We start from the raw sequence: 18,301 nt of genomic DNA, 5'->3' as shown, positions 1-18,301 counted from the left end.
AAGCTTCAGCGGCTTGAGCCTTCTGAGCGGAAGCGTCCTTCTTGGCTACTTTCTTAGCCTTCTTGGCCGGAGCGGAAGCTTCAGCGGCTTGAGCCTTCTGAGCGGAAGCATCCTTCTTGGCTACTTTCTTGGCCTTCTTGGCCGGAGCGGAAGCTTCAGCAGCTTGAGCCTTTTGAGCGGAGGCGTCCTTCTTGTCAGCCTTCTTCTCAGCCTTCTTGGCCTTGTGGATAGCTACCGGAGCGGAAGCGTTCTTTTCAGCAGCGAAACCGGCGGCGGAGGCCAGGCTGAAGGTGGCGGTCAGAGCGAGCAGAGCCAGCTTTTTCATTTTTAAACAACTCCTAGAGTCATCAGGAAAATTCTGTAAGTGAATGGGAAATACCCATTCTTTCGAGCTGACGATCCTATAGATGCGGCAGTGCAGCGTCTACCCGACCCATGTATCCCTGTGTAACGAAATGTACAATTCAAATCGGCCAGCGCAAGATGAAGCGGGAGCCACCCAGCGGCGAGGCTTCCACTTTCACTTCGCCATGATGCAGACGGGCGATGCCGGCAACGATGGCCAGCCCCAGCCCGTGCCCGCCGGTTTTGCGGCCGCGGCTTTCATCCAGGCGGATGAAGGGGTCGAAAATCCGGGCACGGTCTTCTTCCGGAATGCCGGGACCATCGTCGTCCACCATCACCACGCAATTGCGGTTTTCCACCTGTACCGTGGTGCGGATGGTGTTGCGCGCATAGCGACGAGCGTTGGAAAGGAAGTTGTCCAGCGCGCGGGTAAGCAGGTACTGGTCAGCGAGAAACTCTGTCTCAGCCGGTTCCGGCATCTGCCAGTCCAGATGTTCGGCCAGAGGCAATTGCAGTTCGATCCGCTCGCGAGCCCACTCCACGGCATTGAAACCAGCCAGCTTCAGCGGCGCTTCCGGTCGGTCCAGCTTGGCGTGGAACAGCAACTCTTCCACCAGCGTTTCAATGGCGGTAATGTCCTTTTCCATGGCCTGCTTGGCGGGTGAGTCCTCTTCGCCCTCCAGCAGCGCCAGCCGGTAGCGCAGCCGGGCCAGGGGCGTGCGCAACTCGTGGGCCACCGCGTTGGTCAGCGCTTTCTTGCTGGCCAGCAGGGCGGCGATATTGTCCGCCATATGGTTGAAGGCTTCGCCCACTTGGGAGACGCCGGAGCGGCCGGGCAGGTTGACGCGGGCGGAGAAATCGCCGCCCGCCAGCTTGCCGGCGGTTTTTTCCAGCAGTACCAGATCCTTCCAGTGCGGTTGCATCCACAAGAACACGGGAATGGCCATGGACAGGCCCAACAGGCCCAGTAGGGCGTAATCCACCCATTTGAGCTGGTGCAGGAAGAACAGGTAGCGCAGTGGCCCGGCCACCAGCAGGTAGTTGCTGTCTTCTATCTTCTGCAGGAAGAGATATTTGTCTTCCAGCATGACGATCTCGCCACGGTTGAGGGCCTCTTCCGATTCCTCGTCCAGCACGTAGTTGCTTTGCTTTTCCACGTTCACCTTGAAGGTGAAGTCGTGATTGGAGGTGGCCAGGGTTTCGGTCCAGCGGTCTTCCGGCACTCCGTGCAGATCGGCCTCGATCAGGGACAGCGTGGTGCGCAGCAGATCGGACAGATAGCGCTCGCCCACATCGTCCACCGCCTGCTTGTAGACGGCGCCCACCAGCATGACGGCCACGATGAAGCAGACCATCAACAGCATGTAAAACTGGATGAATAGCCGGCGCACCGATTACTCCCAGCCGGACAGGGAGAACAGATAGCCCCGGTTGCGCACCGTCTTGATGCGGAAGGGCTCGCTGGGGTTGTCGCCCAGCTTTTTGCGCAGGCGGGAAATGGCCACATCGATGCTGCGGTCCAGTCCGTCGTAGCTCACGCCGCGCATTTCCTTGAGCAGGATGTCGCGGTTGAGCGTCTCGCCGGCGTGGCTGGCCAGCAACCACAATAGGTCGAAGTCGGAGGTGGACAGGGCGATTTTTTCGCCCTCCAGCACCACGTCGCGGCTTACCGGGTCGATGGCCAGTTGGCCGAACACCATTTTGCGCTGGGTTTTGGGCGGCGGGTTTTCCGGTGCGGACTGGCTGGGGCGCATATTGCGCAACTGCGCGCGCAGGCGGGCGGCCAGCACCGAGGGCGGGGTAGTCTTGAGGATGTAGTCGTTGGCTCCCAGCTCCAGACCCAGAATCTGGTTCATGTCGCTGTCCAGCGAGGTGAGCATGACGATGGGGCCGTCGAAGCGCGGGCGCAGCTCGCGGCAGATGGACAGGCCGTCCTTGCCCGGCAGCATGATGTCCAGCATCACCAGGTCGGGCGCTTCGCGTTCGATGGCGGCCATGGCGGTGTCGCCGCGCGGCTCGATCACCACGTCCATTTCATGGCGGGAGAGAAAGTCGCGGATCAGCTCGGCCAGGTCCTGATCGTCTTCCACAAACACGATGCGGTGCGTCATCGGCATATCCGTTCTTGCAGTTTCAATATCGATAAGGACGAAGTATCTCGCGCCCGGCAGGCCGACTCAACCATGACCGGCCTGCGGTGTGTCAATCGCGGCCTGAGCGCAGGGCGTCAAGGCGCGATCCGCCTTGACCCGCGCGGGGCGCAGCAAGGATAATTCTCCGTTTGCTTTCAAACGTTTGCCGAAGCGCGCGCCGCCTTCGGCAAACGTCATCACGGATTGTCATGACTCACCCACGCACCTTGCCGTCCCGCACTCTGTCCGTCGCGCCCATGCTGGACTGGACCGATCGCCACTATCGCTACTTCGCCCGCCTGATTACCCGCGACACTTGGCTCTACACCGAGATGGTGACCACCGGTGCCCTGCTGCACGGCGACGTGCCGCGCCATCTGTCCTTTCATGACAGCGAGCATCCGGTGGCCTTGCAATTGGGAGGCTCGGAACCCGATGAGCTGGCGCGCTGCGCCAAGTTGGCCGAAGAGTGGGGCTACGACGAGGTGAACCTGAACGTGGGCTGCCCGTCCGAGCGCGTGCAGAAAGGGGCCTTCGGCGCCTGCCTGATGGCGGAGCCGCAACTGGTGGCGGATTGTGTCAAAGCCATGCGCGATGCGGTGTCCATCGATGTCACCGTCAAGCATCGCATCGGCATCGACCAGATCGAGCATTACGATTACCTGGCCGGTTTTGTCGATCAGGTGGCCGCTGCCGGTTGTCGTACCTTCATCGTGCACGCCCGCAACGCCATTCTCAAAGGCCTCAGCCCGAAGGAGAACCGCGAAATCCCGCCGCTGAAGTACGACTATGTCTACCGGCTGAAAGCCGAACGGCCGGAGCTGGAGATCCTGCTCAACGGCGGCGTGAAAACCAATGAAGAGATCGCAGGGCATTTGCGCCATGTGGACGGCGTAATGGTGGGGCGCGAGGCCTACCACAACCCCTGGATCATGGCTGACTGGGATCAGCGTTTTTATGGCGCCAGCGCGCCTGCGTCCACGCGCGAGGCGGTGGTGGCCGCCATGCTGCCTTATATTGCCGACCGCTTGGCCGAAGGCCACAAGCTGCGCAATATCGCCCGTCATATTCTGGGGTTGTTCCAGGGCGTGCCCGGCGCGCGCGCATGGCGGCGCACGCTGTCCGACGCCCGTCTGCTGGACGGCGCGGATGGCAAGCTGCTGCTGCAGGCGCTGGAGAGCATGGGCAGCCGTCGGCTGGTCGAGTAAGAGCGGCCCGTTCGCCGCAGTTTGTCATCAACCGGCGCAACAATGGACGCGCCGGGCGGCGACGGGTAGTCTCCTCCTTCGGCCGCGTCGGGCCCGTCAGTCGGGCCCGTCTTTACCCACCAACGCCAGAGGACTGTCATCCATGTTCGACAAACTGGTACTGGCCAGCAACAACGCAGGCAAACTCAAGGAATTCTCCGCACTGCTCGCCCAGTTGGGCGTGACGGTGATCCCGCAGGGGCAACTGAACGTGCCCGAGTGCCCGGAGCCGCATTACACCTTTCTGGAAAATGCGCTGGAAAAAGCGCGCCACGCCAGCCGCGTAACCGGTTTGCCGGCGCTGGCGGACGATTCCGGCATTTGTGTGGAAGCGCTGGGCGGCAAGCCCGGCGTGCTGTCCGCCCGCTATGCCGGCGAACCCAAATCCGACGAACGCAACAACGCCAGGCTGATTGAAAAACTGCAAGGCAAGGACAACCGCCGCGCCTGGTATTACTGCGTGCTAGTGCTGGTGCGCCATGCCGACGACCCGCAACCGCTGGTAGCGGACGGCATGTGGTTGGGCGAAGTGCAGGATCAGGCAGCCGGCGAAGGCGGCTTCGGCTACGACCCCTATTTCTTCCTGCCGGACTACGGCTGCACCGTGGCGCAGCTGGACGCCGCAGAGAAAAACCGCGTGAGCCATCGCGGCAAGGCCATGCAGGGCCTGCTGCTGAAACTGCAAGAGCTGGCATGAGCGTTATCGATCTGTCCGCGCTGAAAGGCGGCCTGCGCGAGCTGCCGCCGTTGTCGCTTTACATCCATGTGCCCTGGTGCGTGAAAAAGTGCCCGTACTGCGATTTCAACTCGCACGAGCTCAAGCCCGCCGCCGGTGTTATCCCGGTGGTCGCCGCCCCTTCCTTGCTGGCTGCGGGCATGGATGAGATGGCTTATGTCGAGGCCTTGCTGCGCGACCTGGAGCATGGCCTGCCTGCTGTCTGGGGCCGGCCGGTCAGCACCATCTTCATGGGCGGCGGCACGCCCAGCCTGCTGTCCGCCGGCGCGGTGGACGCGCTGCTGGCTGGTGTGCGCGCCCGGGTGCGGCTGCATCCGGATGCGGAAATCACCATGGAGGCCAATCCGGGCACCTTCGAGGCCGAGAAATTCCGCGGCTTTCGCGAGGCCGGGGTCAACCGGCTGTCCATCGGCATCCAGAGCTTTCAGCCGCATCATCTCAAGACGCTGGGGCGCATTCATGACGGCGACGACGCGCGCCGCGCGGTGGACATCGCCCTGACGCATTTCGACAACGTCAATCTGGACCTGATGTACGCCTTGCCGGGTCAAACGCTGGACGAGGCCATGCTGGATCTGGACACCGCCTTGTCGCACGGCATCACACATTTGTCGGCCTATCACCTCACCATCGAGCCCAATACCCTGTACGCTGTGCGCACGCCGGCCAATCTGCCGGACGACGAGTTGTCGGCCGACATGCAGGAGGCGGTGGAGGCAAGGTTGGCCGAAGCGGGCTTCGAGCATTACGAAACCTCGGCTTTCGCCAAGCCGGGCCGCCAATGCCGGCACAATCTCAACTACTGGCAGTTTGGCGACTATCTGGGCATCGGCGCTGGCGCACACGGCAAGGTCAGCAATCACGAAGGCGTAGTGCGGGAAACCCGCGCCAAGCAGCCAGCGGCCTATCTGCAGACCATCGCCGAGGGCCGTCCGGTGCAAAGCCGCCAGGCTGTGGGCCGCGCCGATCTGCCTTTTGAATTCATGATGAACGCCCTGCGCCTGACCGGCGGGGTGGAAAGCCGGCTTTTTACCGAGCGCACTGGTCTGCCGTTGTCCAGCATCCGTCGGGAGCTGGACGCCGCGCGCGCCGACGGCTTGCTGGACGAGGACGCCGCCTTCATCCGCCCCACGCTAAAGGGGCAGCGCTTCCTCAACGACCTGTTAACCCTGTTCCTCAAAGAAGGAGACCTGTAATGAGCAAAGAAATCATCCACACCGACAACGCCCCGGCCGCCATCGGCGCTTACTCCCAGGCCGTAAAGGCCGGCAACACCGTGTATCTGTCCGGCCAGATCCCGTTGGACCCGGCCACCATGACCGTGGTGGAAGGCGGTTTCGCCGCTGAAACCCATCAAGTATTCAAGAACCTGAAAGCCGTGTGCGAAGCCGCCGGCGGCAGCCTGGACCAGATCGTCAAGCTCAATGCCTATCTGACCGATCTGTCCAATTTCGCCACCTTCAACGAAATCATGGGCCAGTACTTCAGCAAGCCCTACCCGGCTCGCGCCGCCGTGGGCGTGGCCAGCCTGCCCAAGGGCGTGCAAGTTGAGGCGGAAGCGGTGCTGTTCCTCGGCTGATTTTTCCAGCCGGCGCAGTGAAAAAGGCGGCCTTGGCCGCCTTTTTTCTTTGCTGTCCGGGCGGGCAGCAGCGCAAGAAACGCAAAAGCGCTACATCTGCGTTTTTTGCGCTGCCGGTTAATTGCCCGCAAAGCGCCGCCTGCGTAGTGAACCGGTTGTTGCCGACTGCGCGGGGCATGTTGTTGCGATGGCTGGCGGCATCCGCGCGGAGATGCCTGATGAAAAAACTGTGGCTGATATTGTTCTGGCCCATGTTGGCGCATGCCGCCGATGTCTATAAGTGCCGCCATCCACAAGGCGCGCTGGTGTATCAGGATCAGCCCTGCGTCGCACCGCATGCGCAGGAGAGCATGAGTGACGGCTTGTTGAGCGTGGTGGCTTGCGAACCGGACCGTTGCCAACCCAAAGCAGCCGCCAAGGGAAAGACGGCTCAAGCGGCGTCGCGACACAGCGAGCGGCCAGCCGCCGTCCAGCGCCGATGGCTGGCGCAATGTCGCCGGGATCGCGCTGCATGGCTGCGACTGTCTCGTTCTGAAAGCAAAACAATCCGTTTGCACAGCCGTCTTGCCGCCTTGGCTCAAGGTCTGCAGGATAAGGGCTGTCCATGACAACCGAGTTCCGCCATGTCTCGCTATGCCTACCAGTTGGTAAATGTGTTTGCCGAAAGCCCTTTCGGCGGCAATCCCTTGTGTGTGTTCACGGATGCGCACGGGCTGGATGACCGCGCCATGCAATTGCTGGCGAGGCAGATGAATCTGTCCGAAACCGTGTTCATTTTTCCTTCGGAACGCGCGACCGCCAGTTTGCGGATTTTCACCCCAAGCTATGAGTTGCCCTTTGCCGGCCATCCCACCATTGGCAGCGCCAGCGTCTTACATGCTTTACGCGGCTTGGGCGACGACTTCGCGCTGGAAACCCGCGCCGGGGTGATCCCCATCCGGCATGCGCAAGGCTGCTTTACCCTGCAAGCCAATGCCGCGTCGGAGCGCGAGTCGGGCGTGACGGTTGCCGACACCGCCGCCATGCTGGGGTTGGCCGAAGACGACATCCTGGCCTCGCCTACCTGGGTGAATACCGGCACCGAGCAGATGCTGGTGCGCGTAGCCAGCAAGGCCGCGGTATTGCGGGCGCGGCCCCTGCCGACCCTGTTCCTGCGTTCTGCCACCTTGCGCCCCGGGCGCAGCATTGCCTACCTCTGGCATGAAGACCGCGGCATCGCTACCGTGCGCCTGTTTTTTGAGCAACTGGGCGCCGTGATCGAAGACCCCGGCACCGGTTCGGCCTGCGCCAATCTGGGCGGCTGGTGCAGTCTGCATCTACCACCCCCGCTGCAGTGGCGCGTGGAGCAGGGCGAAGCCATTCAGCGCCCCAATGTGTTGTACCTGGGGGTGGATGAGGCGCTGCGCATTACCGTTGGTGGCAAGGTGATGGCGCTGGGCGGCGGAGTGCTCGACCTGTCTGCTTTCCTGTAGCGTCTGATGTCGTTTTGTGATGGCAGGCAAGGCGGCGTCCGTTGCTTTGCTTGACGCTGGCTGGGCGCGTTGGCATGCTAGAGCCGCTGCTCCAAACCAGCGTTTCACATAACGATATCAACACGAGGAAAGACCACATGTTCAAGCATTGCAAGGCAGCCGCCCTGGCCGTTACCGTCGGCCTGTTCTCTCACATGGCGCTGGCCGATACCGCAGCCGGCACCTGGAAAACCATCGACGACGAAACCAAGCAGGTGAAGGCGCTGGTGCAGATCAACGAAGGCGCCAACGGCGAATTGAGCGGCAAGATCATCAAGCTGTTCCAGCATCCGGACGCGGTGTGCGACGAGTGCGACGGCGATCGTAAGGGCAAGCCGGTCAATGGCATGACCATCCTGTGGGGCCTGAAGAAAGACGGCGAAAACTGGAACAACGGCAAAATTCTCGATCCGCACAACGGCAAGATCTACAGCGCCAAGATGAAGCTGGTGGAAGGCGGCAAGAAGCTGGAAGTGCGCGGTTTCCTCGGCGTGTCCCTGCTGGGTCGCACCCAAGTGTGGGAACGCCAGTAAAAGATTCAATCGGCCTAGTGCCGGACAGAAGGGCAGGGCGGCAGGCTGCAAGGCGTGCCGCCCTGTTTTTTCTGTACAATCGTGCCCGATGAGCACGCTCAACGATCCCGCCAACCAGCCGCTTGATGTGGCGCCCGCCCTGGCCAAGAAGCTGGACAAGCTTGGCCTGCGCCGCCGTTTCGACCTCGTCCTGCATCTGCCGCTGCGCTATGAGGACGAAACTCACCTGTTTCCGATTGCCGATGCGCCATATGGCCAGCCGGTGCTGGTAGAGGGTGCGGTCAGCACGCATGAAGTCCAGTTTCGTCCGCGCCGCCAGCTGGTAGTGCGCATCGAAGACAGCGCCGGCGCCAGTCTGGTGCTGCGTTTCATCCATTTCTATCCCAGCCACCTCAAACAGTTTGCCGAAGGCAATCGCATCCGTGCGCTGGGTGAAATCCGTCGCGGCTTTCTGGGCGACGAAATGGTGCACCCCAAAATTCGCCAGGTGGACGACGGCGCGCCGCTGGCCGACAGCCTCACACCGGTGTATCCCACGGTAAACGGTGTCACCCAGCCCATGCTGCGCAAGCTGATTCGCAGTGAACTGTCGCGCCAGCGCATGGAAGAAACCCTGCCGGCCGGCATGGCGGACTCTTTGCGGCTGATGCCGTTTGCCGAAGCGGTACGGTTGTTGCATAACCCGCCGCCGGATTACAGCGCAATCCAGTTGAGCGACCCAATGCTGCCGGCCTGGCAGCGATTGAAGTTTGATGAGTTGCTGGCTCAGCAATTGTCAATGCGGCTGGCCTATCGCGCGCGTCGGCAAGGCAAGGCGGCCCGCTTGCAGGGCGACGGCTCGCTCAGCCGCCGGCTGCTGGAAAGTTTGCCGTTTGCGCTTACCGGCGCGCAGCGCAAGGTGCTGGATGAAATCGTGAGCGATTTGCGCCAGGCGCATCCCATGCACCGCCTGCTGCAAGGCGATGTGGGCAGCGGCAAGACCATTGTGGCGGCGCTGGCCGCCTTGCATGCCATGGAGGCGGGTTTTCAGGTGGCGCTGATGGCGCCCACCGAGATCCTCGCCGAGCAGCATTACCGCAAACTGGCCGGTTGGCTGGCGCCTTTGGGCATCCGGGTGAGCTGGCTGACCGGAAGCCTGCGTAAGAAGCAGAAGCAAGCCGCCTTGGAGGAGATTGCCAACGGCGAAGCCCGGCTGGCGGTGGGAACGCACGCCTTGTTTCAGGATGATGTGGCTTTTCAGCGCCTGGGCCTGGCGATCGTCGATGAGCAGCACCGTTTTGGCGTCGGCCAGCGGCTTGCGCTGAAAGACAAGGGCGTGGAGCCTCATCAGCTGATGATGTCTGCCACCCCGATACCGCGCACGCTGGCAATGAGCTTTTACGCCGATCTGGATGTCTCCGTCATCGACGAATTGCCGCCGGGCCGTACGCCCATCACCACCAAGCTGATCAACAACGCGCGCCGGACGGAAGTGGTGGCTTATGTGGACAAGACCTGCGCCGAAGGCAATCAGGCGTACTGGGTTTGCCCTTTGATTGAAGAATCGGAAACCTTGCAGTTGCAGACGGCGGTGGACACCCATCTGCAGTTGGCCGAAGCCTTGCCGCACCGTCAGGTGGGGCTGGTGCATGGCCGCATGAAGCCGGATGAGAAAGCCGCCGTGATGGCGGCCTTCGCCGCAGGCGAGTTGCAAGTGCTGGTGGCCACCACGGTGATTGAGGTCGGCGTGGATGTGCCCAATGCCAGTTTGATGGTGATCGAGCACGCCGAGCGCATGGGGCTGGCGCAATTGCACCAGCTGCGCGGGCGGGTGGGGCGGGGCAGTGCGCGCAGTGTGTGTATGTTGTTATACGAGAATCCCTTGTCTGATTTGGCCAAGGCGCGCTTGAAAGTGATTTACGAAAATGTCGATGGTTTCGAGATCGCGCGGCAGGATTTGCAGATACGGGGGCCGGGCGAGTTCCTCGGCGCGCGTCAAAGCGGCGTGCCGATGTTGCGCTTCGCCGATCTGGAGGCTGACGTTTCCCTGCTGGAACAGGCGAGGGAACTGGCGCCCCTGATGTTGCAGCGCCATCCGGAAGCGGTCGAGGCCCATCTGGATCGCTGGCTTTCCGGGCGAGAACAGTTTCTCAGCGCATGAAAAAAAATGCCTCGGCTGGGGGGCCGAGGCAATAAGGGGATTGCTGCAAACAACAAAGGAGAAACCATGATGAAGCGTTGTTATATTAGCAAATCGTTAATTTCGGAAGCAATGAGATGCTGTGCAAAGTTTGACCAATATCAAATAAGCCAGCCGGCGCGATGATGCTGTGCCAAAGAAAAAGCCGCCCGGAGGCGGCTTTTTCTTTGCGCTGGCGAGCTTACTTCAACCAGCTGGCCGCCAGATAGTAGAGGCCGCCGGCCAGTAGCATCGATACCGGCAGGGTAAACACCCAGGCCAGCAGGATGGAGCGGACGGTGGACATCTGCAGGCCGGCCTTGTCGGCCACCATGGTGCCGGCCACGCCGCTGGACAGCACATGGGTGGTGGACACCGGGAAGCCGAACTGGCTGGCAAGGCCGATGGAAACGGCCGCGGTGAGTTGCGCGGACATGCCCTGCGCGTAGGTCATATCGCGTTTGCCGATACCTTCGCCCACCGTTTTCACCACGCGTTTCCAGCCAATCATGGTGCCAACGCCCAGCGACAGCGCTACCGCCACAATCACCCAGGTGGGCGCGTATTCGGTAGTGGCGGTCAGATCCTTGCGAAGATTGGTCAGCAGTTGCTTGTCGTCGGCGGTGAGGTTGGGCAGTGTGGCCGCCTTCTTGGCAGCGTCATCCAGGCAGAGCAGGTCGGTGCGCACATCCCAGCGCTTGCTGTCCGGCAGGTTGCGATAGCTGCTGCCATCGCCCAGTGCGGTCAGCAGATTATCGGCGGTTTTCAGCGTATCGCGGGGACGGCACTCATGTTTGCTCTTGTCTGCGTCATTGGCGGCAGGCTTGAACATGGCGTCCAGTTCCACTTGATGGCGGTTGTAGAACTGCTGCAAGTGCAACGCCGCATCGCGGGTACGTTCGATCTGGTAAGGCGTGCTGTTCAGATCCAGCACGTATTTGGCCGGTACGATGCCGATCAGCACCAGCATGATCAGGCCCACGCCTTTTTGGCCGTCGTTGGAGCCATGCGAGAAGCTCACGCCCATGGAGGTGAGAATCAGCATGAAACGCATCCAGAACGGCGGGTGCTTGCGGCCTTCGACTTGCTGACGCTGGAACGGCGTTTTGTGCATGTTGCTGTCGGGACGGAACCGGCGCAGAGACAGTACAAGCAGCCCGGACAGCAGTGCGCCGACCAGCGGCGAACACAGCAGCGACAAGCCCACATCAATGGCTTTGCCCCAGTTGATGCCCTGTGCCAGCGAGGTGCTGTTGATCAGGCTGTTGGCGATGCCGACACCCAGAATGGCGCCGATCAGCGTATGCGAGCTGGAGGCCGGCAAACCGAAATACCAGGTGCCGAGGTTCCAGGCGATGGCGGCGGTCAGCAGCGCGAACACCATGGCCATGCCGCGGGCGGTGTTGACCGAAACCAGCAGGTCTACCGGCAGCAAGTGCACGATGGAGTAGGCGACAGCCAGGCCGCCGGTGATCACGCCCAGAAAGTTGAACATGCCCGAGGCGAATACCGCCAGACGGGGTTTCATCGACTGGGTGTAGATGACCGTGGCGACTGCGTTGGCCGTGTCATGGAAACCGTTGATGAATTCAAAAGCCAGGACGAAACCCAGCGACAAGACCAGGGTGATAGCCACATGGGAATCAAGCCCCGCGAAGAGGTCCAGCATGATGGATAAAGAGAGTGTAAAAGAAGCCGCGATTGTTGTTTCCAGCGCATGACACGTCAAGCGTTTGAAACAAAAAAAATACGGCTTGTGGCATTCCTGTTGCGAAGCATCAAACTTCCTTGACAGACCCCATTGCGAGGGGGGTCAAGTGTTTGAATTCCATGAGGATCATGCCGGCATGTTTCTTCGGCAAACCTGCCCCCCGAAGCAGAAAAAGCCCTGCCGGCGAAGGGCCGGAGGGCTTGTGAGAGGGCAAAAGGCGCTTAGCCGAACTTGCCGGTGATGTAGTCTTCGGTAGCCTTTTGCTTGGGCGCGGTGAAGATGTCGTCAGTAGCGCCGAACTCCACCAGCTCGCCCAGATACATGTAAGCGGTGAAGTCCGACACACGGGCCGCCTGCTGCATGTTGTGCGTCACGATGGCGATGGTGTAGTCCTCTTTAAGCTCATGAATCAGCTCTTCGATGTGGGCTGTGGAAATCGGGTCCAGCGCCGAGGTAGGTTCATCCAGCAGCAGCACTTCCGGCTTGGAGGCCACGGCGCGGGCAATGCATAGACGCTGTTGCTGGCCGCCGGATAGCGAATTGCCAGACTGCTTGAGCTTGTCCTTCACTTCGTCCCACAGCGCGGCTTTGCGCAGCGCCCATTCCACGCGGTCGTCCATTTCAGTCTTGGACAACTTCTCGTACAGCTTCACGCCAAAAGTGATGTTGTCGTAGATGGACATCGGGAAAGGGGTGGGTTTCTGGAATACCATGCCCACCTTGGCGCGCAGCAGATTGATGTCCACGTCGCGGGCCAGGATGTTTTCACCGTCCAGCAGGATCTCGCCTTCGCTCCGCAGGCCGGGGTACAGCTCATACATGCGGTTGAAGGTGCGCAGCAGGGTGGATTTGCCGCAACCGGACGGGCCGATGAAAGCGGTGACCATGCGCGGGGCGATTTCCAGATTGATGCCCTTCAGGGCGTGGAAATTGCCGTAGAAGAAGTTCAGGTTGCGTACCTGAAGCTTGGCGTTGTTGTCAGCCATCGTCGTCATGCCTTAATGCGATTGGGTTTTTTGTCTGCCCATCCAGCGGGCAAGGATGTTGAGCGTCAGAACACTGAGCGTAATCAGCAACGCGCCGGCCCAGGCCAGGGTGTGCCAGTCTTCGTACGGGCTCATGGCGAACTGGAAAATCACGATGGGCAGGTTGGCCATCGGCTGATTCATATTGCTGCTGAAGAACTGGTTGTTCAGCGCGGTGAACAGCAGCGGGGCGGTCTCGCCGGAAATGCGCGCCACCGCCAGCAAGATGCCGGTCATGACGCCTGCCTTAGCGGAACGCAGCGTCACATACAGGGTGATTTTCCACTGCGGCGCGCCCAAGGCCGCCGCAGCCTCGCGCAGACTGTTGGGTACCAGGCGCAGCATGTTTTCCGTGGTGCGCACCACCACCGGAATCACCAGCAAGGCCAGCGCCAGCGAACCCGCCCAGCCAGAAAAGTGCCCCACGCTCACCACGTACACCTCATAGACAAACAGGCCGATCACGATAGACGGGGCGGACAGCAGGATATCGTTGATGAAGCGAGTGGCCGGCGCCAGCCAGCCGCGCTGGCCGAATTCCGCCAGATACACGCCAGCCAGAATGCCGATGGGGGTGCCGATCAGCGTACCGGTTATGGTCATCGCCACGCTGCCGTAGATGGCGTTGGCGAGCCCGCCCTGGCTGCCCGGGGGAGGGGTGCTCTGGGTCAGAGCCTGCAGGGTCAGGCCGGACAAACCGTGCTGTAACAGGGTAAAGAGAATCCAGAACAGCCAGAAAAGGCCGAAGCCCATGGTCAGAGTTGATGCGACCATGTTGAAGGAATTGACGAACCGCCGACGGCGGTAAATGGAGTTGTTCATGCTGCTGTTTCCGCTGGAGCCCTGTGCTTGCAGGGTATCACTCAGAGTGGAGTTGGCCATGATTCCCTACGCTTTACTTAGTGTGCGCGGCCTTCCTGTTTCTGCAGACGCAGTAGCAGGAACTTGGCACAAGCCAGCACAATGAAGGTAATGAAGAACAGGATCAGGCCCAGTTCGATCAGCGACGCCATGTGGAACACGCCGGTGGCTTCGGCAAACTCGTTGGCCAGTGCGGAAGAAATCGACTGTCCCGGCTCAAACAGACCCACGGCAAAGCGGGTGGAGTTGCCGATGACAAAGGTAACCGCCATGGTTTCACCCAGCGCGCGGCCCAAACCCAGCATGATGCCGCCGATAACGCCCGCTTTGGTGTAAGGCAGCACCACGTAACGCACCACTTCCCATGTGGTGGAGCCCAGGCCGTAAGCGGACTCCTTCAGCATGGTCGGCACTACTTCGAAGACGTCGCGCATCACCGAAGCGATAAACGGGATCACCATGATGGCGAGGATCAGGCCGGCGGTGAACACGCCGATACCCATGGGCGCGCCCTGGAACAACAAGCCCAGCAGCGGAAGATCGCCCAGATTGTCGATCAGCCAAGGCTGCACGTGCTCGGAAAAGAGCGGGGCAAAAACAAACAGGCCCCACATGCCGTAAATGATGGAGGGAATGCCCGCCAGCAGTTCTACGCAAACCCCCAGAGGACGTTTCAGCCAGGTGGGACAGAGTTCGGTGAGGAACACGGCAATGCCAAAGCTGACAGGTACGCCAATCAGCAGCGCGATGAAGGAGGTGGCCAGCGTGCCGAAAATCGGCACCAGCGCGCCGTAATGTTCCGCTACCGGGTCCCAGTCCGAATTGAACAGAAAGCCGAAGCCGAATTTCTCGATGCTTGGCATTGCGCCGATCAGCAGCGAAATCAGGATGCCAACCAGCAGGGCCAGCACCAGAAACGCAAAACTGCGCGTGGTAAGCCGGAAGATGTTGTCCAGCAGCATCTGCTGCCGCATTTTCTGGTGATTGCTGAACTTTTCCATGTAGGACTCAATTAGGCTTGTCAGACAAAAAGCCGGGGCTGCTCACCCCGGCCTTTCTGCCTTGCCAGCGTCGCCCTTCGGCAAACATCGCGCTGGCGAAAGCGGGCGATCAGTTCAGAACCGGCTTGCCGCTGGCGTCGGTGATCTGCTTCCAGCTGGAGCGGATCACGGTTTTGACGCTGTCCGGCATCGGGATGTAATCCAGATCCAGCGCAGTCTTGTCGCCGTTCTTGTAGGCCCAGTCGAAGAACTTCAGCACTTCGGTACCCTGCGCCGGCTTGTCCTGCTTCTTGTGCATCAGGATGAAGGTGGCGCCGGAGATCGGCCAGCTGTCCTTGCCCGGTTGATCGGTCAGGATCAGATAAAAGCCCGGAGCCTTTTTCCAGTCAGCGTTGGCGGCGGCGGCCTTGAACGCCTTCTCGTCCGGAGACACATAAGCGCCGGACTGATTCTTCAGTTGGCCGTAGGTCAGCTTGTTCTGCTTGGCGTAAGCGTACTCAACGTAGCCGATGGAACCCTTGATGCGGGTTACATAGTTGGCCACGCCTTCATTGCCCTTGCCGCCCACGCCGGTAGGCCAGTTCACGGCAGTGTTGGAGCCCACTTTGCCGGCCCAGTCGGAAGAGACCTTGGACAGGTAGTTGGTGAAGATGAAGGTAGTGCCGGAACCATCGGAACGGCGAACAACGGTGATCTTCTGATCCGGCAGTTTCACGCCCGGGTTCAGACTGGCCAGCGCCGGGTCGTTCCACTTGGTGATCTTGCCCATGAAGATTTCAGCCAGCAGCGGGCCGGAGAATTTTACTTGGCCCGCAGCGATGCCCGGCACGTTGAATACCGGTACTACGCCGCCGATCACGGTGGGGAATTGGGTCAGGCCGGACTTCTCCAGCTCTTCAACCTTCAGCGGCATGTCGGATGCGCCAAAGTCCACGGTCTTGGTCTGGATCTGCTTGATGCCGCCGCCCGAACCGATGGACTGATAGTTCATGCTGTTGTTGGTAGTGGATTTGTAGGCGGCAGCCCACTTGGCGTACAGCGGGTACGGAAAGGTGGCGCCGGCGCCGGTGATGTCGGCAGCGGTTGCCGAAGCGGCAAAGCCGACGGTCAGGGCGAAGGTGGCGGCCAAGCGTACAGACTGTTTCATTTGATGTCTTGCTCCTGAGAGGATGAGATCAGCAGGTGACTGCAGTGAATGTTGGGCATCCTATCGCCGCAAGTTTTCAGAAATATTACAAGTCGTCGAATGTCCGGCGGATGGGTTTGGCCCCTGTTGCGCCTGAGGTTATAATCGCCGGCATCTTGTGGAACTCAATATTTGAAAGCGGGCGCATCATGGCGGACAAGCTGATCATAGGCAACTGGAAAATGAATACCCGTCGGGACAGCGGCAAAGCGCTGATCGATGCCCTGTCCGCCAGCGATATCACCAACCAGCCCTGGGTGGGCGTGGCTGTGCCGACGGTGTACCTGGCGCAAGCCGCGGAGTGCTTGAAGGGCAGTCGCATCGCACTGTCTTCGCAGGATGTCAGCCGCTTCGACAAAGATGGCGCTTTTACCGGAGAAGTCTCCGCTGCCATGCTGAAAGATGCCGGGTGTGCTTATGCGCTGGTGGGACACTCCGAGCGCCGTCAGTATTTCGCCGAGGGCAACGATGCACTGTTGAGCAAGATGCGCCATGCCATCGCAGCCGGCGTGACGCCGGTGTTATGCGTGGGCGAGACGCTGGAGGAGCGTGAGGCTGGGCGCTACCTGGATGTGGTGTTCAGTCAGCTTGCCATTTTGTCCGAGCTGACCGCTGGCGACTACGTCATTGCCTACGAGCCGGTATGGGCCATTGGCACCGGGAAGGTAGCGAGTCTGGAGCAGATCGCCGAAATTCACAGCGCCATCAAGAATTGGTGCTTGCAAAACGCCAAGGCCTCGGATAAGATTCGCGTCCTCTACGGCGGCAGTGTAAAGGCAGAGAATGCCGAATCCATTCTGGCTACGGAAAATGTCGATGGAGCCCTTGTTGGCGGGGCATCTCTGGACGCCGATTCATTCAGGATGATTTGCCAGGCCGCAGGAAAATTGATATAGTATGGAACTTCTTAAGACGCTCATTTGGGTAGTAAATCTACTGTCCGCAATCACCATTATCGTCCTTGTCTTGATGCAGCACGGCAAAGGGGCGGACATGGGTGCGGCTTTCGGAAGCGGTGCTTCCGGGAGCCTGTTCGGGGCGTCTGGTTCCGCGAATTTTCTGAGTAGAACCACCGCAGTGGCGGCGGTTGTATTCTTCGCTACAAGTCTCACCCTTGTTTATCTGTCTGGGGGCGGAAAAAACGATCTGGGTGTGATGGGTGGCAAGGTTGAGCAGGTTGCGCCGCAAATCCCGGTCGGGGCAACGACTGACAAAGCTTCGGGCACGACATCAAAAATACCGGAGTGATCAAAAGCTATACAGTGCCGACATGGTGAAATTGGTAGACACGCTATCTTGAGGGGGTAGTGGCCGTAGGCTGTGTGAGTTCGAGTCTCACTGTCGGCACCACCATTCAAAAATAGGCCACCGGGATTCCGGTGGCCTATTTTATTTGGAGCCAAGGAGAGGGTAACTTCTCCTTTTTTTGGGGGTGTACGGGAAATGCTGCAAAATTATTTTCCCATTCTGCTGTTTGTCATCGTCGGTCTCTTGGTCGGCGTGGGTCCTATTGTCCTAGGCAAGATCCTCGCGCCCAATCGTCCCGACCCTGAGAAACTCTCTCCTTATGAGTGCGGCTTCGAGGCCTTCGAAGACGCGCGCATGAAGTTTGACGTCCGCTACTACCTTATCGCCATTCTCTTCATCCTGTTCGATCTGGAAATTGCCTTCCTCTTTCCGTGGGCTGTTGTCCTGAAGGAACTGGGCACCTACGGTTTTGGCGTGATGGTTGAGTTCTTGGCGGTGCTGACGCTCGGCTTCGTCTACATGTGGAAAAAGGGAGCGCTGGAATGGGAGTAGAAGGAATCCTGGAGAAAGGCTTCGTTACCACGACGGCCGACAAGCTCATCAACTACACCCGAACGGGTTCGCTGTGGCCGATGACCTTCGGCCTCGCTTGCTGCGCGGTTGAGATGATGCACGCCGGCGCCGCGCGATACGACCTTGACCGCTTCGGCATTGTTTTCCGCCCCAGTCCGCGTCAGTCCGACCTGATGATCGTGGCGGGCACGCTGTGCAACAAGATGGCCCCGGCCTTGCGCAAGGTATACGACCAGATGGCCGAACCGCGCTGGGTGATTTCCATGGGCTCCTGTGCCAACGGCGGCGGCTACTATCATTATTCCTATTCTGTTGTCCGTGGCTGTGACCGCATCGTGCCGGTCGATGTCTACGTGCCGGGCTGTCCTCCGACCGCCGAGGCGCTGCTTTACGGCATCATCCAGCTGCAGAACAAGATCAAACGCACCTCTACTATCGCCCGATAAGGTAAACAC

General features: G+C 60.4%; 20 protein-coding genes, 1 tRNA gene and 1 pseudogene. 13 read left to right on the top strand and 9 right to left on the bottom strand.

What is annotated here, in order from left to right; genetic code table 11:
- From Q0P52_RS15210 to Q0P52_RS15195, 4 genes and pseudogenes are all read right to left on the bottom strand, one after another.
- A pseudogene (locus tag Q0P52_RS15210) lies at window positions 1–325 on the bottom strand (hypothetical protein); the annotation flags it as partial.
- 139 nt (window positions 326–464) lie between these two features.
- Window positions 465–1,736 (bottom strand): two-component system sensor histidine kinase RstB, encoded by a 1,272-nt coding sequence (rstB, locus tag Q0P52_RS15205; protein WP_293765550.1) that lies wholly within the window; start codon window positions 1,734–1,736, stop codon window positions 465–467.
- A gap of 3 nt (window positions 1,737–1,739) precedes the next feature.
- Window positions 1,740–2,456 (bottom strand): two-component system response regulator RstA, encoded by a 717-nt coding sequence (gene rstA, locus Q0P52_RS15200; protein WP_293765551.1) that lies wholly within the window; start codon window positions 2,454–2,456, stop codon window positions 1,740–1,742.
- A 66-nt stretch (window positions 2,457–2,522) separates the two neighbouring features.
- Window positions 2,523–2,675 carry a hypothetical protein gene (locus Q0P52_RS15195; protein ID WP_293765552.1) on the bottom strand — a complete coding sequence of 51 codons (153 nt, stop codon included), beginning with the start codon at window positions 2,673–2,675 and terminating at the stop codon, window positions 2,523–2,525.
- A gap of 11 nt (window positions 2,676–2,686) precedes the next feature.
- Between Q0P52_RS15195 and dusA the strand changes: the two genes are divergently transcribed.
- From dusA to recG, 8 genes are all read left to right on the top strand, one after another.
- Window positions 2,687–3,685: a tRNA dihydrouridine(20/20a) synthase DusA gene (gene dusA / locus Q0P52_RS15190; RefSeq protein ID WP_293765553.1), complete on the top strand. Its 999-nt coding sequence runs from the start codon at window positions 2,687–2,689 to the stop codon at window positions 3,683–3,685.
- A gap of 142 nt (window positions 3,686–3,827) precedes the next feature.
- Complete coding sequence (gene rdgB / locus Q0P52_RS15185) at window positions 3,828–4,421, top strand: RdgB/HAM1 family non-canonical purine NTP pyrophosphatase (protein ID WP_293765554.1); 594 nt, start codon at window positions 3,828–3,830, stop codon at window positions 4,419–4,421.
- The gene (hemW, locus tag Q0P52_RS15180; protein WP_293765555.1) at window positions 4,418–5,656 is read left to right on the top strand and encodes a radical SAM family heme chaperone HemW; all 1,239 of its coding nucleotides are present in this window, start codon (window positions 4,418–4,420) and stop codon (window positions 5,654–5,656) included. Before rdgB ends, hemW begins: the two co-directional genes overlap by 4 nt.
- Complete coding sequence (locus Q0P52_RS15175) at window positions 5,656–6,039, top strand: RidA family protein (protein ID WP_293765556.1); 384 nt, start codon at window positions 5,656–5,658, stop codon at window positions 6,037–6,039. The genes hemW and Q0P52_RS15175 overlap by 1 nt, the downstream gene beginning before the upstream one ends.
- Window positions 6,040–6,257: 218 nt before the next feature.
- Window positions 6,258–6,647 (top strand): DUF4124 domain-containing protein, encoded by a 390-nt coding sequence (locus tag Q0P52_RS15170; protein WP_293765557.1) that lies wholly within the window; start codon window positions 6,258–6,260, stop codon window positions 6,645–6,647.
- A 15-nt stretch (window positions 6,648–6,662) separates the two neighbouring features.
- A complete protein-coding gene (locus Q0P52_RS15165) occupies window positions 6,663–7,511 on the top strand; it encodes a PhzF family phenazine biosynthesis protein (protein ID WP_293765558.1) in 849 nt (282 codons plus the stop codon).
- Between the two features lie 137 nt (window positions 7,512–7,648).
- Window positions 7,649–8,083 carry a DUF2147 domain-containing protein gene (locus Q0P52_RS15160; protein WP_293765559.1) on the top strand — a complete coding sequence of 145 codons (435 nt, stop codon included), beginning with the start codon at window positions 7,649–7,651 and terminating at the stop codon, window positions 8,081–8,083.
- An 88-nt stretch (window positions 8,084–8,171) separates the two neighbouring features.
- Complete coding sequence (gene recG / locus Q0P52_RS15155; RefSeq protein ID WP_293765560.1) at window positions 8,172–10,223, top strand: ATP-dependent DNA helicase RecG; 2,052 nt, start codon at window positions 8,172–8,174, stop codon at window positions 10,221–10,223.
- A gap of 220 nt (window positions 10,224–10,443) precedes the next feature.
- Here the strand turns inward: recG and Q0P52_RS15150 are convergent, their stop codons facing one another.
- The 5 genes from Q0P52_RS15150 to pstS all read right to left on the bottom strand — a co-directional run bounded on the left by Q0P52_RS15150 (window position 10,444) and on the right by pstS (window position 15,986).
- Window positions 10,444–11,877 (bottom strand): inorganic phosphate transporter, encoded by a 1,434-nt coding sequence (locus Q0P52_RS15150; protein ID WP_293813769.1) that lies wholly within the window; start codon window positions 11,875–11,877, stop codon window positions 10,444–10,446.
- Window positions 11,878–12,173: 296 nt separating this feature from the next.
- A complete protein-coding gene (gene pstB / locus Q0P52_RS15145) occupies window positions 12,174–12,938 on the bottom strand; it encodes a phosphate ABC transporter ATP-binding protein PstB (protein WP_293765603.1) in 765 nt (254 codons plus the stop codon).
- Window positions 12,939–12,950: 12 nt separating this feature from the next.
- Window positions 12,951–13,859 carry a phosphate ABC transporter permease PstA gene (gene pstA / locus Q0P52_RS15140; protein ID WP_293765562.1) on the bottom strand — a complete coding sequence of 303 codons (909 nt, stop codon included), beginning with the start codon at window positions 13,857–13,859 and terminating at the stop codon, window positions 12,951–12,953.
- 17 nt (window positions 13,860–13,876) lie between these two features.
- Window positions 13,877–14,839 (bottom strand): phosphate ABC transporter permease subunit PstC, encoded by a 963-nt coding sequence (gene pstC / locus Q0P52_RS15135; protein WP_293765563.1) that lies wholly within the window; start codon window positions 14,837–14,839, stop codon window positions 13,877–13,879.
- Window positions 14,840–14,948: 109 nt separating this feature from the next.
- Window positions 14,949–15,986, bottom strand: coding sequence for a phosphate ABC transporter substrate-binding protein PstS (gene pstS, locus Q0P52_RS15130; protein WP_293765564.1), 1,038 nt, complete (start codon window positions 15,984–15,986; stop codon window positions 14,949–14,951).
- A 188-nt stretch (window positions 15,987–16,174) separates the two neighbouring features.
- Between pstS and tpiA the strand changes: the two genes are divergently transcribed.
- The 5 genes from tpiA (at window position 16,175) to Q0P52_RS15105 (ending at window position 18,292) form a co-directional block, all read left to right on the top strand.
- Window positions 16,175–16,921 carry a triose-phosphate isomerase gene (gene tpiA / locus Q0P52_RS15125; protein ID WP_293765604.1) on the top strand — a complete coding sequence of 249 codons (747 nt, stop codon included), beginning with the start codon at window positions 16,175–16,177 and terminating at the stop codon, window positions 16,919–16,921.
- 1 nt (window position 16,922) lies between these two features.
- Window positions 16,923–17,273 (top strand): preprotein translocase subunit SecG, encoded by a 351-nt coding sequence (gene secG / locus Q0P52_RS15120; protein ID WP_293765565.1) that lies wholly within the window; start codon window positions 16,923–16,925, stop codon window positions 17,271–17,273.
- Between the two features lie 16 nt (window positions 17,274–17,289).
- Window positions 17,290–17,375 (top strand) — tRNA-Leu (locus tag Q0P52_RS15115).
- Window positions 17,376–17,468: 93 nt separating this feature from the next.
- A complete protein-coding gene (locus Q0P52_RS15110) occupies window positions 17,469–17,825 on the top strand; it encodes an NADH-quinone oxidoreductase subunit A (protein ID WP_293765566.1) in 357 nt (118 codons plus the stop codon).
- Window positions 17,816–18,292, top strand: coding sequence for an NADH-quinone oxidoreductase subunit B (locus Q0P52_RS15105; RefSeq protein ID WP_045847651.1), 477 nt, complete (start codon window positions 17,816–17,818; stop codon window positions 18,290–18,292). Before Q0P52_RS15110 ends, Q0P52_RS15105 begins: the two co-directional genes overlap by 10 nt.
- The last annotated feature ends 9 nt before the right edge of the window (window positions 18,293–18,301 follow it).

Source organism: uncultured Aquitalea sp., assembly GCF_945957525.1.
Lineage (GTDB): Bacteria > Pseudomonadota > Gammaproteobacteria > Burkholderiales > Chromobacteriaceae > Aquitalea.
The sequence above is the reverse complement of the archived record's forward strand: the minus strand, read 5'-3'. Positions and strand labels throughout refer to the sequence as shown.